This window comes from Cellvibrio sp. QJXJ, assembly GCF_024452345.1.
In the GTDB taxonomy this organism is placed as follows: domain Bacteria; phylum Pseudomonadota; class Gammaproteobacteria; order Pseudomonadales; family Cellvibrionaceae; genus Cellvibrio.
Window position 1 is genome coordinate 616,237 of the sequence record NZ_CP101662.1, and the last position, 15,075, is coordinate 631,311.

Genomic DNA, 15,075 nt, shown 5'->3' on the forward strand with positions numbered 1-15,075 from the left:
GTAACTGATATTGCAGGCTTCAAGATTACGATTTGTATTAACGATAGTTATTGTTAGTAATTTGAATAGCTTTTCTGTCGCCTGTGGTTTCTTTGCCCGGTAGGAATGAATCCCCTGTGTCACTCAGTGGAATGATGCGGTGGTTTGCATAAGTCAGTTGGCGTTTAAAAAATGGTTTTCATTGAACAAATGTATTCAATTAAAATTGCGAGGAAGGGGCTCATTCATATTCTTTGCATCCAATCTAGTCTAAAGTTGCCCGCGGATCACAATGAATAGGCTTCACAGTCTCACGTCATATTTGGGGAGGCTGATTTATCATGCAAATGTTTATGTGGAATCTGTATTTGCGATTAAATTCAGTAAGGTTTGCATAAATGGATGCGAAATTAGGTATGCCTATATTGGTGATAATCGAAAACCCGTATTGCTCCTTCTTCATGGTTTTACGGGAGATAAGCTTGTTTGGTCGCGTATTCTAAAAACACTGTCAAAAAATTTTTTTGTCATTGCTCCGGATTTGATCGGGCACGGAGATTCAGGTGACCCGTTAAAACAAGACTACAGAATAGCATCACATGTTGTTTATATTCACAAGTTTTGTTTATTTTTAAATATTCATTCAGCACATGTGTCTGGCTGCTCAATGGGGGCGTTTATCGCTTTAGAGTTGGCCAATTCACATCCGTATTTTGTGCGATCACTTTCATTGATTAATCCTGTAGGTATTAACAAGCTACAAATGGAGCAGCTAAGTAATTTTAGAGTAAGACCTGTAAATCCATTTATTGTAAGTAGTGCTGGCGAGTACGATGTGCTTCTAGATTATATGATGGCAAAACCTTGCTACATACCCGATATGGTAAAGTCCTATCTGGCAAGCCGTCATATCAAGAGGAGTGCTTTGATAGAGAAGATGTTTTCTCACCTAATGAATAGTAAAACAATTGAAGAGTATCTGGTGTTGGATCTGCCTCCCACTATGGTTTTGCTGTGTGATAAGGACAGGGTTGCAGATATGAGTATAAGCTTGAATTTTTTTAAGAAACAGAAATCGGCAGTAATCGTTATATCGGATCATAATGGGCATCTTCCAATGCTCGAATCCCCCAAATTTCTTTGCAAGCAGTTGATCTCGTTTTACACAAAAATTGAAAATAACCATCAAGAGTGATGGCGTATTAGTAGCGTGTAACATGCAGGCGAAAGGTGTTGATATCTGGCGCACGGTTAGGCGAGTGTTTGTGATAGCTGAAAAAATTAAACTATCTCGGATGCGTGTCTTTGTTGTACGCTGATTGCGATTGTTGATTGAGTGAGGCTGTTGAAAAGTTGCGAGTGAGGAAATGCAAGTAGGGAAAGGGATTCTGTAATAAATTTACTGTCATCGTAAATTATTTTTTTCACATAATTGCATTAGATATCTAAACTATTTTTCGCCTTGATGTTGAATTCGTTCAATGATTGTGTTTTTATATTTTACTTGCTTTGTTTAATTTTTCTATTTTTATTAAAAATAAGTTTCTATCTTTTTATCTGTTTTATTTTTAATTTTTCTGGAATTTTAGCTTCAATGAATCCATGAAATGAGCGATAGGGGTGTCGTATGTCTGACCTAGGAAGAAAGTCAATAATAGTTACTGGAGCATCTTCGGGTTTTGGTTATCAAATCGCTCGTCGTTTTCTTTCTGAAGGTAAAAGAGTGATAGCTGTGGCTCGTCGCGAAGAGCGGCTAAAAGAGCTTGCTAACGAGTTTGGGGATTTGGTTCATATTGATGTTGTAGATATTAGGGATATGAGTGCCATTGAACGACATTTGGATGATCTTCCAGAAGATTTTAAAGACATTCACTGTCTTGTGAATAATGCGGGGTTGTCACTTGGTTTTGGTCCCGCGCAACTCAATTCGATTGACGATTGGAAGACAATTGTGGATACGAATATTAATGGGTTGCTCTACTATACTCATTGCGTACTAAAATTATTATCAGAAAAAAATTCTGGCCATATTATAAATATAGGATCGATAGCAGCTTACTACCCATATATTGGTGGCAATGTTTATGCGGCATCTAAAGCATTTGTCAACAGTTTTTCGCTCAATTTAAAATCGGATTTAAGTAATACGAAAATCAGAGTGAGTTGCATAGCGCCAGGAATGTCAAAAACAGAGTTTGCATTAGTTAGATTTAAAGGCGATGAAGTTTTAGCTAATGGTTTATATGAGGAATGCGACTACCTTCTAGCTGAGGATGTGGCAGAGTCGGTCTATTGGGTGTACTCCCTGCCTCCCAGTGTAAATGTGAATGTTCTTGAGCTGATTTCAACTGGTCAGAGCTTTTCTCTTGGGTTCAACGAAAAGAAAAAAAGTGGTGTTGCAGCGCCAGAATCAGAAATAAGTATCGCATAAAAACCTAAGATAGTTAATTTAATTCAAGTTAAGGATTGCTAAATGGAAGCGTATCAGGTCTCTGATATTCAATGGTTAAGACTTTTTACATATGTATTTTTAAGTACAGTTGTATTAGGGAATATAACAACTTTTATAAGGGCTCGGTTCCAGTTGCGAGATGGGTACTCCCGAAAAATGAACCATGTTGGAATCATGATTCTAGCTGCGCCTACGCTCGCATTTCTCCCTGAGCATCAATTGCTTCCCTCTATGTTTATTGCTTCCTGCTTGGTAAATGGCATATATATTATTTCTGCAATGAGTACTAAGCCTTTGATATATGGCATTGTCTCAGGAAGTTACCGTTATCGAGATGAGCCTCGAAAGGAATTCTTCTTCTTTTTCCCAGTTCTTTCGTTTAGTTGTGCATTGTTATTAACTGCACTTAATTATCCTATTGAAGTGGTCAGAGTCGCTTTTTTTACTGTGGCTATTGCAGATGGTTTTGCTGAGCCAATAGGTCTTAAACTAGGAAAAAATAATACGTACAAGGTACGTGATTTCTTCTGGAATGATAAAAATACCAAGTCTGTTGCTGGTACCTTTTCGGTGTTTTTATTTTCGTTCTTGGTGGCTTTTTCACTACTTTCTTTTAGCGTGGGAGCCTCACCTACACTTGCTTTAGCGGCGTTTATCTATGGTCTTCTCATCGCCGTAGTTGAGAATTTTTCTCCAAGGGCGATGGATAACATGATTATTATGTTTGTTTCGCCACCTTTGCTTGTTGCGATAATGACAATGTTTTCTCTGACGGGTTAAGGTAATGGTCGAGAAAATTTTTATAGAATCCGGGATCCCGAGTAGGAGGCGTGGTGATTGCACCCTATATAGAGTTGAAAATCCCAGCAAGCTGATTCTGCGACGTGATCTGGAAACGCTAAGGTCCGCTTTCTGTAAGCTGACTGACAAGATATACGGCGCTGATACTGCTTTTCATTGGTATAAGCACGACCAATATTTTGATGAGCTCTCTAAACTTTGGGTGATATTCATCAAGGGAAATTTAATTGGCATGGCTACAACCAAGGAGGAAGAGCTCTGTGGAGAGCACATTATCTATATTGATTGCATGAACATTTTTCCTGTGTCTGGAAATCTGTTTTGGGGTCAAAGCCTCGGAGCACTATTAGGGCGAGAAATTCTTCTTTCCAGCTGGACATTCATACACAAGCCTGTGTCTGTGATATTTAGAACGCAAAATGCGAATGTGTATTCGCTGGGTTATTCTGTGTTGCCATCAGGTATTTACCCCCAAATAGGGCAGCGAAACAATCGTGATTTGCAACGCAGTCAAAGAATTGCAAAGTATATGGCGGAATATCTTTCGCCGGGAAAATACTATGAACTGGATAAATCAGTGATTCGAGGGGCTTACTACGGGTATCTGTATGGTAACGAAATAATAGCAAAAAGTTCTCGCGCAGACCTTAACCAGTTTTTTAAAGAGAATATTAATAAGGAAGAAGGTGATGCCTTATTGATTGTGGTTAGTTCAAAAAAATGGGAATTTATCGCCGCTATTGTTTCCCATTCTTTGTGCATTTTTCTCCAAAAGATAAATCCAATGGGCTTGCCAAAATCCAATGTAATTGGACGAATGTTGCATAGTCTATTCAACCTAAAAACAAAGATTTTCAGGTGGAAAAAAAGTATATGAGCCATGTTCGTTCTGCGACAGATGCTGATGAAGCCATTATCCGTAATATTGACGTTGTTTCCTCAACGGAGCAGGCATTACTGGGTTCTTCTAGGATCTTGATTGCCGGGTGCGGCAGTGTAGGTGGGAGTGCTGTCGAACCGATGGTACGTTTAGGGGCCGGTAGCTTATATCTTGCAGATCCAGACGTTTATGATCTCACTAATATCAACCGTCAGGCGTGTTTTTTGAGTGATGTTGGGCAATCAAAGGTAGAGACACTGGCTAAGCGAGCTAAATCAATCAACCCTGATATTGAAATCGAGTGCTTTAAACAAGGCTTAACGGAAAGCAATATTGAAAATGCGATGGAAAATGTCAGTATCGTATTTGATGGTATTGATGCTGGCGAAGCCCCAATTATGAAGTACCGTCTTCATGAAATTGCTGTTAGGAAAAAAATTCCAGTCATGTCAGGTGTTGATTATGGCGGAAAGGCGGTTATTTACGTATTCGATTATCGGGCGAAGAATGTGCTTCCTTTTTATGGAAAAATGACCCAAAAAGATTATGAAAGTGGTGATCTATCCGACCTCACTAAATGGCTCGGATACTTTTCATATTCATCCGACTTCTTGCCTATTATTGCTGACAGGTTACAACATAAAACACCTTGGCCGCAGGTATCCTATTGCGTCATGGCGATGGGGGCGTTGGCAACTAGAACGATTGTAGATTTGTTAATGAAACGAAAAGTGCCACATGTCGTTTCCTTTGATGTGCACATGGCTTCTAGAACGTGGGCGGAAAGAACGAAAAAGCGTCTCTTTTATCCAATACGTTTGGCGCATACCTTTGTTGCCTCAAAAAAAGCGAAACGGGCCTCAATTGAGGCAGGCACTCAAAGTGATGTTTCCGCCTTAGATTTATATCTTGATGAGAATCCAGAGTTATGCCGTGTACTTCAATGCATGGTAAGAGCGCCGTCTCCCCACAATTGTCAACCTTGGAAGTTTGTCATTACGTCGCCTAATACGATTCGTATTGAGTTAAACCCCGACCGTTTGCTCTATGTGATCGACCCTGAAGCGCAAGCAATGGATATCACAGTAGGTTGTGTAATCGAGTCTGCCGCGGCTGTAGCGGACATTGAATATGTCGCGCCTGAAACTGAAGTTCCTTTGGTTTTTGGTACTATTAAAATTAATAGATTTAATAACGAAAATTACGCCCGTAACCGGGATCTAATTGCATCTCGTCATACAAACAGAAATGTTTTTATGCCGTTTCCTTTCAGTCAAAAAGATATTTTTGAATACACCTCTCTTGCTGAATATTATGGTACGAAGCTGTCTTTTCTCCAAGATAAGCCCAATAAAATCTCAAAATTAGCAAGAAAACAAGCCCTTCGAATGTTTCGAATGAAAGACTACTTAATGGAATTGATTAGTCATTTCCGCTTGAGTTCTTCTGAACTTCAACAAAACCCCACTGGGTTCTGTCGAAATTCGGTGAAGATCTCATGGGTAGAGTCAAAGATGTTGGCTGTAATTAAAAAGCGACCGTTGCTTTTTTCTATAAGCCGTTACTTTGGCTTAGGTGAAATTATGGCTGTAACTGCAGTGAAAACGGTTAACAGGCATTCGAATTTTATCTTGTTTTCATCGAATAATTGGACAAGAGATGGTCGAATCAATATGGGACGGTCGATTATGAAAATTTGGCTTCAGCTAGCACAAAAAGGAGTTTCCTGTCAGCCAGTTGATTTTCCTATATCCAATGAGCAGGGGCGAGAGCAAGTCAAACGGGAATTTGGCTGTGATGATATTCATAGGCCGGTATTTATATTGCGGGTAGGTTTAGGTAAAAAAGCTAATAATTATGTGAGCACTCGTTTATCTCTTGAGAATATTTGTGAGCTTAACCTTGATGCATCGTAAGGCAATAACACTCGGAATAGACATATGAAAACAAATGTATTAGTTGTCGGCGCGACTGGACAGCTTGGTTCTTCGGTCATCAAATACCTTTCACAAGCGCCGGATAAATTCAATATTCGGGCGTTAGTTAGGCCAACTTCTGCTGTTCAGTATATACAGCAGTATGAGCCAAAACTTGTTAATGGTGACCTTAAAGACAAAAACAGTTTGTTGCAGGCGTGCGATGGAATAGATGTGGTTATTTCTACTGCCACAGTAGTCTTTCCGAAAGGTGTCAGTGATTTCGAAAAAGATGAGCGGCAAGGGTATAGAAACCTTGCAGAAGCATGTTCTGAAAAAGGCGTTAAAAAATTTGTATTTGTATCAATGGGCATCAACTTTGATGATCGTGTTACCTCCGTTTCAAAGTCATTTGAATTAAAAAAATGGTGTGAAGACTTACTGATTAGCGCCCCTTTCGAGCACACCATCTTGAGATGTCCACCGTTTATGGAGGACTATTTTGCGCTGATTGGGAGTGAAATTCCATTAAAGAACGAAGCCTTGGCTACGATTGAACGATCATCTGGATTAACGAAATTTTATCGCTCAATGATTCGAGATTCCATTGAAAAGAGAGGTGTGGCTTGGATTCCTGGTAATGCTTCCATGAGGCATTCTTTTATCTCCGTAGAGGATGTAGCCCGTTGTTGTGTGGCGGCTGCAGGCGGAGCTGGAAATAACAGTGTGACGAATATTACAGGACCTGAGGCAATGACCTGGGCGCAAGTGTGCCAGATATACAGTGAACTCCTAGGTAAAAAAGTTCGAGCAATTGCTATGCCAGCTGCGATGTTTCGTTTAAGTACGTCAATTGCTAAACCATTTTCCAAAATATTATCAAATCAAATGTCAATTTTATGGGTGCTGGCAAGTTATGAGACCCACGCTCAATTAGAAGATATGAATAACGTTTTTGGGGTTAAGCCTATTACCTCAAAATCCTTTCTTACAGAAAAATATAAAGTTTATTTGGATTAAATAGCAGGAATAACAATGACAGACAATAGTGGGCCTCAACAATTTTCTACCCAAGTGAAGGTGTATAAAGAAGACTTTCAATTTGAGTGCGGTGATGTTATTCCAGAGATTGAAGTTACCTATTCTACCGCAGGAAAATTAAACAAGGACCGGTCTAATGTTGTTTGGATTCATCACCCTTTTAGTTGTGATTCTAACCCGAGTCTTTGGTGGGAATCATTAGTTAGCCCAACAGGCGCACTATCTCCAAATGATTATTATGTTGTATGTATAAGTGCGTTAGGCTCATGCTACGGAACAACCGGTCCGGCCAGCATCAACAATGTTACTGGAAGTGTATATGGGGCATCATTCCCTCATACAACCATTCGAGATGTTGTAAAAGTTAATAAAATGATATGTCGAAGCTTGGGTATAGATGCAATACATTTAGGGGTTGGTATATCGTTTGGCGGTCAGCAGCTAATTGAGTGGATGGCTGACGAACCAGAAAAGTTTGAGCATGCTTGTATTATTGCAGCCAATGCCAAACAAAGTGCTTGGGCTACAGCGCTCAACGAATCGCAGCGAATGGCAATTGAAGCCGATCCAACTTTCATTTCTGATGAGGGCAATCTTGGGAAAAATGGCCTCGCCGCGGCTCGAAGCATAGCCATGTTGTCCTATCGTAATTATTCTAATTATAAAAATTTTCAAGAAGAAACTAATGACGACGCCATTGATAATATGAAAGCGTCAAGTTATCAACGGTATATCAGCTTTAAATTTGTCGAAAGGTTTAATGCGCATTGTTATTGGACAATGACAAAAGCTATGGATAGCCATAATATTGGTAGAAACAGGGGTAGTATTGAGGGCGTTCTCAAAGGGATTAAAACCAAAACATTATTGTTGGCGATGGAGGGTGATGTACTTTTCCCTTTTCAGGAAATGAATGATATGAACAACGCTTTACCTAATTCAGAGATTCATGAAGTTGAATCGGTGCATGGGCATGATGGTGTGCTGACTAGCTGTTCTGCAATATCAAAAAAAATTAGAGATTTTATGGTCGCCTCATACAGTATGCCTGAATTGGAGTGTGTGTAGATGAATTTGGCATTATTTGATTTTGATGGAACGATTACGAACAAGGATACATTTACTGCATTTGTTAGGTTTGTGACGTCACCTCAAAGGAAAGTAATAGGCTACGTCAGCCTAGCCCCCTTTATTTTAGGCTATAAAGCCGGTGTGGTTTCTGCGACTAGAATGCGACAGCTAATGGTTCGGGTTGCTTTATCTGGTATGAAAACAAAAAAGTATCATGAATTAGGCCAAATATATTGTCGTCGTTTTCTCCACACTTGGCTGAGAAAAAATGCGCTTGAACGTATCAAATGGCATTTGTCTTCTGGAGATAAAGTGGTAATTGTTTCTGCCTCACTAGATGGCTACCTTGCGCCTTGGTGCAAATCTCTAGGGGTTGAACTTATTTGCAGTTGCTTGGAGTCCAAAAACGACAAGCTTACAGGTAGATATATCGAAGGTGATTGTACAAGTTCGGAGAAAATGAGACGCATATTATCTTCGTACTCATTGGATCAGTTCGATAAGGTTTATGCCTATGGCGATACACAAGAAGATAATGAAATGTTGAGCCTTGCTCATGAATCGTATTACCAGTGGGTAAAACAAATGACGGAAAAATAATTAGTAATATATGTGGCGAGTGATTTCTGGTTTTTAATATAGAATCAATCTGGTGTTTTCTCCTGCATTAGGATTGTTGTCGCTTCACCTGAGTGATGAAAAAAAGATCGGGAACGTAAAGGGTGAGCATTAATAGTTATTTCCTGAACGCAAGTGACCATTTTGAAAAAAGCTGCTGCCACCGTTAAAAGTTTCAGTTGCGGAAGTTTCGCAGTAGTAAAAGATTACTTTGCTCACTTGGCGCAAATAGTTGCTCGATAAAGATGGTGTTGTGCCTAAGTCTTGTGAAGCAAAGCTGGGTGAATATTGCAATAAAAAGCTTGGTTCCTTAACAATCGAAAGCGATGAACGAAGCGTTTATGAATGGCCAAAGACACAGAAATTCTTTCTGAGCAAAAATAAAGGTGGAGACAGAAGGGCCACAATAAATCGTGGTCGAGGACATTACTTATTTGCCAACACGCCTGCGCGCGCAATTCTGTTATTTGTATTGAAGGTATTTACAGTCGTAAGGTAATTTGTTGGGAAGTGTAGGAGCAAGAAAGTAGCGATTTGGCCGCAGGTGTGTCGCAGGTATTGTGATGTCCGAGCGGTGTTTTGCGAATCCAACGGTGCTGTATTCCGATAATTGTGCGCGGATGAAATCACTCACACTGTTGCCAAAGCTGTATATCTTGGGTAGTACGCCATTGCGGACGACCATGCGTGAGAAGCGACAATTCTTATTCCGAATTCTCCGTATTAAGGATAGACGTTGTTAATGGTTTTTTTGTGTTTTAAAAAATTAATATTTTTTTTGGGTTGTATTGATAATGGGCTGCAGAGTAATAAAGGAGATTTAAGTCAATGCTGATGTTTCTATTTCCGGGGCAAGGATCACAAAAAAAAGGTATGGGTGAAGATTTGTTCGATTCGATTCCTGAATATGGGTTTATGGAAAAGCAAGTAGATGAAATCCTTGGGTATTCGTTACGAGATCTTTGTCTCACTGATAGCAAAAGGCAGCTGAGTAATACGCAATATACCCAGCCTGCGTTATACATTATAAACGCCCTATGTTTTTATCAAGCAATGGCGAAAGGTTATCGGCCGGATATTATGGCTGGGCATAGCCTAGGCGAATACAATGCATTATTGGCGGCAGGAGCTTTTGATTTTTTGACTGGATTGTCAATTGTCAAAAAGCGAGGCGAATTAATGTCTAAATCAACTAATGGCGCAATGTCTGCTGTGCTAGGGCTTGATGCAGATAAAGTGCAAGAAGTGATTCGTCAGTCGGGATTTATGGGTATAGATGTCGCCAATTTTAATTCTCCAACGCAAGTCATCATTTCAGGTGCAAAAGAGGAAGTTTTTGCCGTTGACGATGTAATGATAAAGGCAGGGGCTAATAGGTGCATTCCTCTACCCGTTAGCGCGGCGTTTCATTCACGTTTCATGAATGATGCGAGCAAGGAGTTTGATGCATTCCTTCAAGATTTTGAATTTAGGCCCTTAAATAAACAGGTGATTGCCAATGTCACGGCTAAGCCTTACCCAAGCCCAAAATCAAATGAAAATTTTTCCAAAATTATCCGCTCTCTATTAGTGCAACAAATGTCGCAAAGCGTACAGTGGGTAAATACTATTAAATATGCTCTGAGCGTTGGTGTTGACGAATTTGAGGAGCTTGGCCCCGGTACGGTTTTAAGCGGTTTGAATGCGCAGATTTTATCACGCGTTGAACAAGATAAAATCCTTTACATGGAAACTGACTATGCAAACTAGCTTTGATACCGTGCAGGGCAATAGCAATGATACAAAATTCAGTGCAAGAAAAAATTCAGTTTTACCTGAGGGGCTTGGCAGTAAGTCTTTTCAACGTGATTACGGTATAAAGTACAGTTACTTAAGCGGTGCAATGTATAAAGGTATCGCTTCTACTGACCTCGTGATTGCGATGGGTAAAGCGGGCTTGATGGGCTATTTAGGTGCAGGCGGGTTGCGAATGGGCGACTTGGAAAACGCCATTCTAACCATAAAAAGCGCATTAAATAATAATGAATCTTATGGCATAAATTTATTATGTAACACTGATCACCCTGATGTGGAAATGCGAACTATTGAGCTTTTCCTAGAGCATAGTGTGAAGTTTATTGAAGCTGCAGCCTTTATGAGGGTAACACCAAGTCTTGTGCGTTTTAGATTGAGTGGCCTAAAAAAAACAGCAGATGGAAAGATTGTTGCTGCTCATAAAATATTAGCAAAGATTTCTCGTCCTGAAGTGGCAGAAGGATTTATGCGTCCAGCGCCGCAAAAAATTGTCGATAAGCTTTTAGCTGCGGGCCATATAACTAGCGAGCAAGCTGAGCTCGCCAAATTGATTCCTGTCGCACAAGATATTTGTGTAGAAGCTGATTCAGGTGGGCATACAGATCAAGGTAACCCTTATGTATTGATGCCTGCCATTCAAAAACTACGTGACCGCATTATTGCTGAGCAAGGGTATCGTGAAGAAATTAGAGTGGGCGCAGCAGGTGGTATAGGAACGCCACAGAGTGCAGCAGCTGCATTTATGATGCGAGCAGACTTTATTATGACCGGCTCCATTAATCAATGTACTGTTGAGGCAGGAACAAGCGATACAGTTAAAGATATTTTGCAGGAAATTAATGTGCAAGATACTGGTTATGCTCCGGCCGGTGATATGTTTGAGCTAGGTGCAAAAGTACAAGTAGTAAAACAAGGGCTTCTCTTTGCAACAAGGGCCAATAAACTTTATGACTTGTATATGCGTCATGATGGTTTGGATGATCTCGACGAGAGAACTTCTCTCCAGATACAAGAAAAGTATTTCAAAAAGTCATTTGATGATGTGTGGGAGGAAACAAAAGCCTACTATCGAAGAGTTGACCCATCTAAAGTTGACGAGAATAAGATTAATCCAAAGCAAAAGATGGCGCTGATATTTCGTTGGTATTTTGTGCATTCAACGCGATTGGCAATGAATGGAGATAGCGAACAAAAAGTGGATTATCAGATTCATTGTGGACCTGCATTAGGTGCTTTTAATCAATGGGTTCGTGATACCGAATTAAATAGTTGGCGAAATAGAAAAGTTGCGGATATCGCAGAAAAAATTATGTGCGAAACAGCTGCAACAATTTCACTCTTTATTTCAGAGATTAATGAGTAACAAGACTTCGTAATTTTTATTGTTTAGTTATTGCGAATACATATATGAGAGTTGTGTGAATATAAGTTCTTTACCTAATGTGTTTATGTTTTCGGGGCAGGGATCTCAGTATTACCATATGGGTAGAGATCTGTTTGATTCGAATCATTTCTTCAAACGGCACATGACTGATTTTGATGAGCAAGTCGAAGCATTGGCGGGCTTTTCGTTACTGGATACTGTGTACAACAATAATGTAAAAGTCGTCGACCCATTTTCTGACCCTCTTAAAGCGGGGTTATCAATTTATATGGTCGAGACATCCTTAGTTAAAATGCTCGCTGATTATGATATTCGGCCAGACTACGTGATTGGTGCGAGCTTAGGTTTGGTCGCTGCTTGTACTTCTGCTCAATGTCTCTCTCAAGAGCAAGGTATTCGGCTGCTTATTGACCACGGGAATATCTTCAAAGAAAACTGTCAAGAAGGGAAAATGTTGGCGATATTGGAGTCAGTGGAAACATATAACCAAAGCCCTTTATTGTGTGAATACTCCGAATTAGCTGCGATTAATTTTAATAAAAGTATTGTAATTTCGATACCTTATCAAAATGTTTCTGTAGTTGAAAAATATTTGAAAAGATCAAATTATAGTTTTCAAGCATTGCCTGTATCCAAACCTTATCACTCCCAATGGATGGATGCTGTCCAAGGCCGGTATAAGAAAATTTATAACTCGATAAATTATTCCCGCCCATCAGTACCTGTTTTTTGTACGGTTGCCACTGAGGTTCTGGATTCCATTTCACCCGATAGTTTGTGGACTTCTGTTCGTGGTTGCATGCAATTTGAAAAAACAATTAAGTGCATAGAAGATGTGGGGGGAGGTAGATATATTGATGTGGGTCCCTCGGGGACCATGGTTAATTTTTTGAAATATATTCTTCCTAATAACGCCAAGTCTAAGGCTTTTCAATTACTATCGCCTTTTAAAAAGGGAAACAAGAACCTTGATAGTCTTTTGAATGACTGTCAGGTCAATAGCGTTAACTCTTCTTATGTTGTTGGAGAATTACGATGAATAATAGCAAGGGGGTTGATGAGATTTCATTAATAAATTGTTTGACGCGTAATATGGATGTGACGCCAGATGGAATAGCGTTAACTGATAAAAATAAAAGCCTATCCTGGATGGAGCTCTACCAGCTCGTTAATGGATTAGTCAATAAATATGAGCACATGGTATCCCATCAAGTGGTATTGCATTTATCACAATCCATTGACGATGTCGCATTACTTTTTTTAAGTGACGCGCTGAATTGGCAAGTGGTATTAGTACCTTCTTATTATGGAAGAGAAGATGCACTCGAAGTAGCAACCTCTTGTCAAGCCCAGCATGCGATCTCTATTCGCTCTGGAAAAGAAACGATTACAACTCTAGCTTCTGATGTATCTAATCGCAGTAATACACAAAGCCCAAGTGTTTGCTTAATGACATCTGGCACAACTGGGAAGCCCAAGTTGGCTAAACATACTTGGCAGTCTTTGGGCGGCAATATTAAACAGTCCGACAGATTTAGAGGTGAAAAATGGTTATTGGGCTATCCAATAGCGCATTTTGCGGGAATGCAAGTATTTTTGCAGAGTGTAATTAATGCCGGCCAGCTGATTATACCTTCGGATATTACTCCAGACTCAGGTCGTAAATTAGTACTGGAAGCGGGTGTGAACTACCTCAACGCAACGCCTACTTATCTCAGGCAGATATTGGCGGGTACGAAACTTGACGACTGGGTAGACACTGGAATTAAACACATCACTCTAGGTGGTGAAATTGCGGATCAATTAACTCTGGATTTAATTAATCAATATATTCCTCAAGCTCGAGTAAGCCATATTTATGCCTCAACTGAATTAGGAGCTCTTATTCGGGTGGATGATAAAAAAGAAGGCTTTCCTAAACACTTGTTAAATGAAGAAACATTAAAAATTGTAGATGAAACCCTCTTTGTCCGACGACCAAAGAATGCCATGCAATGCTACCTAAACAGTGATAAAGGCGTCAGTGATTGGGTTAATACTAGGGATTTAGTTCGTCTTGAAGATGAACGAGTCAAGTTTGTCGGACGGTGTGACGATGTTATTAACGTAGGTGGGTTTAAAGTAAATCCCGTCGTTGTAGAAAATAAACTTCGCCAACTGCCTTTTATTCGTGATGTGGTGATCACAGCCAAAAAAAGTTCCTTGGCTGGAAACTTGATTAAAGTAATTGCAAGCTTGGAGCCGGGTTTTGAAGCACGGGATGCCCGTGTTGAAATCTCTCTGTTTGCAAAAAGCAAATTACCGTATTTTATGGTTCCTAAATTATTCGAATTTGTTGATGAAGTTCCCATGACATACACCAATAAACTCAAAAGAGGATAGCTGTAGATGTCTGATATGACAAAATCGGTTGTAATTATCAGTGGAGGTAGTAGAGGTTTGGGTTTAGCGATAACTCAATATTTACTTGAGTCGGGATATGCAATTGCAACGTTTAGCCGAACTAAAACTGAAGCTATCGAGCTGATTGAAAAGGGCAGTTATGCCGAGGCCTTTTTGTGGGAGCAAATAGATAGTACTGATACTTTAGCTGTAGAAGATTTTGTAAAAAGAATTTACAAAAAATATAAGCGTTTAGACGGCATCATTAATAATGTTGGTGTTGCTGAGGAAGGTGTTTTATCTCTAATGAAGCAAGACCACATTAACCGCTTAATATCAGTAAATTTAGGATCTACGATTGCCCTGATTCGAAGCGGGATAAAGTACATGTTGGCTAAAAAAGGTGGGGTAGTTATTAATATTTCCTCCATCATTGGCGTGCGTGGGTATTCAGGATTATCCATATATAGTGCAACTAAAGGTGCTATGGATGCGATGACTCGTTCGCTGGCTCGGGAGCTCGGAGGAAGAAATATTCGAGTGAATTCTGTAGCGCCTGGTTATCTAGAAACTGATATGTCTGAATCTTTGAATCCCCAGCAGAGGAATCAAATTATTCGTAGAACGCCGTTGGCTCGCCTTGGTGGCGTTGAAGATATCGTAGGCATGATACGATTTCTAATGTCAGACGAGGCCAAATTTATGACGGGTCAAACACTAATTATCGATGGAGGCATTACATGCTGATGCATGTAAT

The 15,075-nt window shown here is 39.9% G+C and carries 13 protein-coding genes; all 13 read left to right on the plus strand.

Features of this window, described 5'->3' with window-relative positions; all coding sequences use genetic code 11:
* The first annotated feature begins 334 nt into the window (after window positions 1-334).
* Window positions 335-1,174, plus strand: coding sequence for an alpha/beta fold hydrolase (locus tag NNX04_RS02760; RefSeq protein ID WP_261947418.1), 840 nt, complete (start codon window positions 335-337; stop codon window positions 1,172-1,174).
* A gap of 432 nt (window positions 1,175-1,606) precedes the next feature.
* Entirely contained in the window at window positions 1,607-2,410 is an 804-nt protein-coding gene (locus NNX04_RS02765) for an SDR family NAD(P)-dependent oxidoreductase (protein ID WP_261947419.1), read from the plus strand.
* A gap of 42 nt (window positions 2,411-2,452) precedes the next feature.
* Window positions 2,453-3,211 (plus strand): hypothetical protein, encoded by a 759-nt coding sequence (locus tag NNX04_RS02770; RefSeq protein ID WP_261947420.1) that lies wholly within the window; start codon window positions 2,453-2,455, stop codon window positions 3,209-3,211.
* Window positions 3,212-3,215: 4 nt separating this feature from the next.
* Entirely contained in the window at window positions 3,216-4,109 is an 894-nt protein-coding gene (locus NNX04_RS02775) for a hypothetical protein (RefSeq protein ID WP_261947421.1), read from the plus strand.
* Entirely contained in the window at window positions 4,106-6,028 is a 1,923-nt protein-coding gene (locus NNX04_RS02780) for a ThiF family adenylyltransferase (protein ID WP_261947422.1), read from the plus strand. The genes NNX04_RS02775 and NNX04_RS02780 overlap by 4 nt, the downstream gene beginning before the upstream one ends.
* Window positions 6,029-6,052: 24 nt before the next feature.
* The gene (locus tag NNX04_RS02785; RefSeq protein WP_261947423.1) at window positions 6,053-7,048 is read left to right on the plus strand and encodes an SDR family oxidoreductase; all 996 of its coding nucleotides are present in this window, start codon (window positions 6,053-6,055) and stop codon (window positions 7,046-7,048) included.
* 15 nt (window positions 7,049-7,063) lie between these two features.
* Window positions 7,064-8,137 (plus strand): homoserine O-acetyltransferase family protein, encoded by a 1,074-nt coding sequence (locus NNX04_RS02790; RefSeq protein ID WP_261947424.1) that lies wholly within the window; start codon window positions 7,064-7,066, stop codon window positions 8,135-8,137.
* Entirely contained in the window at window positions 8,138-8,740 is a 603-nt protein-coding gene (locus tag NNX04_RS02795) for an HAD family hydrolase (protein ID WP_261947425.1), read from the plus strand. It abuts the gene before it with no gap.
* A gap of 846 nt (window positions 8,741-9,586) precedes the next feature.
* Window positions 9,587-10,507 carry an ACP S-malonyltransferase gene (fabD, locus tag NNX04_RS02805; RefSeq protein WP_261947426.1) on the plus strand — a complete coding sequence of 307 codons (921 nt, stop codon included), beginning with the start codon at window positions 9,587-9,589 and terminating at the stop codon, window positions 10,505-10,507.
* Complete coding sequence (locus tag NNX04_RS02810; RefSeq protein ID WP_261947427.1) at window positions 10,497-11,915, plus strand: PfaD family polyunsaturated fatty acid/polyketide biosynthesis protein; 1,419 nt, start codon at window positions 10,497-10,499, stop codon at window positions 11,913-11,915. The genes fabD and NNX04_RS02810 overlap by 11 nt, the downstream gene beginning before the upstream one ends.
* Window positions 11,916-12,033: 118 nt before the next feature.
* Entirely contained in the window at window positions 12,034-12,975 is a 942-nt protein-coding gene (locus NNX04_RS02815) for an acyltransferase domain-containing protein (RefSeq protein ID WP_410004073.1), read from the plus strand.
* Window positions 12,972-14,318 (plus strand): class I adenylate-forming enzyme family protein, encoded by a 1,347-nt coding sequence (locus NNX04_RS02820; protein ID WP_261947428.1) that lies wholly within the window; start codon window positions 12,972-12,974, stop codon window positions 14,316-14,318. Before NNX04_RS02815 ends, NNX04_RS02820 begins: the two co-directional genes overlap by 4 nt.
* A gap of 6 nt (window positions 14,319-14,324) precedes the next feature.
* Complete coding sequence (locus tag NNX04_RS02825; protein ID WP_261947429.1) at window positions 14,325-15,065, plus strand: SDR family NAD(P)-dependent oxidoreductase; 741 nt, start codon at window positions 14,325-14,327, stop codon at window positions 15,063-15,065.
* The last annotated feature ends 10 nt before the right edge of the window (window positions 15,066-15,075 follow it).

Excerpts from the sequence above, each read along its gene's own strand:
- NNX04_RS02765 (WP_261947419.1), top strand. The coding sequence starts at position 1,607 with ATGTCTGACCTAGGAAGAAAGTCAATAATAGTTACTGGAGCATCTTCG.
- NNX04_RS02770 (WP_261947420.1), top strand. The coding sequence starts at position 2,453 with ATGGAAGCGTATCAGGTCTCTGATATTCAATGGTTAAGACTTTTTACA.
- NNX04_RS02775 (WP_261947421.1), top strand. The coding sequence starts at position 3,216 with ATGGTCGAGAAAATTTTTATAGAATCCGGGATCCCGAGTAGGAGGCGT.
- NNX04_RS02780 (WP_261947422.1), top strand. The coding sequence starts at position 4,106 with ATGAGCCATGTTCGTTCTGCGACAGATGCTGATGAAGCCATTATCCGT.
- NNX04_RS02785 (WP_261947423.1), top strand. The coding sequence starts at position 6,053 with ATGAAAACAAATGTATTAGTTGTCGGCGCGACTGGACAGCTTGGTTCT.
- NNX04_RS02790 (WP_261947424.1), top strand. The coding sequence starts at position 7,064 with ATGACAGACAATAGTGGGCCTCAACAATTTTCTACCCAAGTGAAGGTG.
- NNX04_RS02795 (WP_261947425.1), top strand. The coding sequence starts at position 8,138 with ATGAATTTGGCATTATTTGATTTTGATGGAACGATTACGAACAAGGAT.
- fabD (WP_261947426.1), top strand. The coding sequence starts at position 9,587 with ATGCTGATGTTTCTATTTCCGGGGCAAGGATCACAAAAAAAAGGTATG.
- NNX04_RS02810 (WP_261947427.1), top strand. The coding sequence starts at position 10,497 with ATGCAAACTAGCTTTGATACCGTGCAGGGCAATAGCAATGATACAAAA.
- NNX04_RS02815 (WP_410004073.1), top strand. The coding sequence starts at position 12,034 with ATGGGTAGAGATCTGTTTGATTCGAATCATTTCTTCAAACGGCACATG.
- NNX04_RS02820 (WP_261947428.1), top strand. The coding sequence starts at position 12,972 with ATGAATAATAGCAAGGGGGTTGATGAGATTTCATTAATAAATTGTTTG.
- NNX04_RS02825 (WP_261947429.1), top strand. The coding sequence starts at position 14,325 with ATGTCTGATATGACAAAATCGGTTGTAATTATCAGTGGAGGTAGTAGA.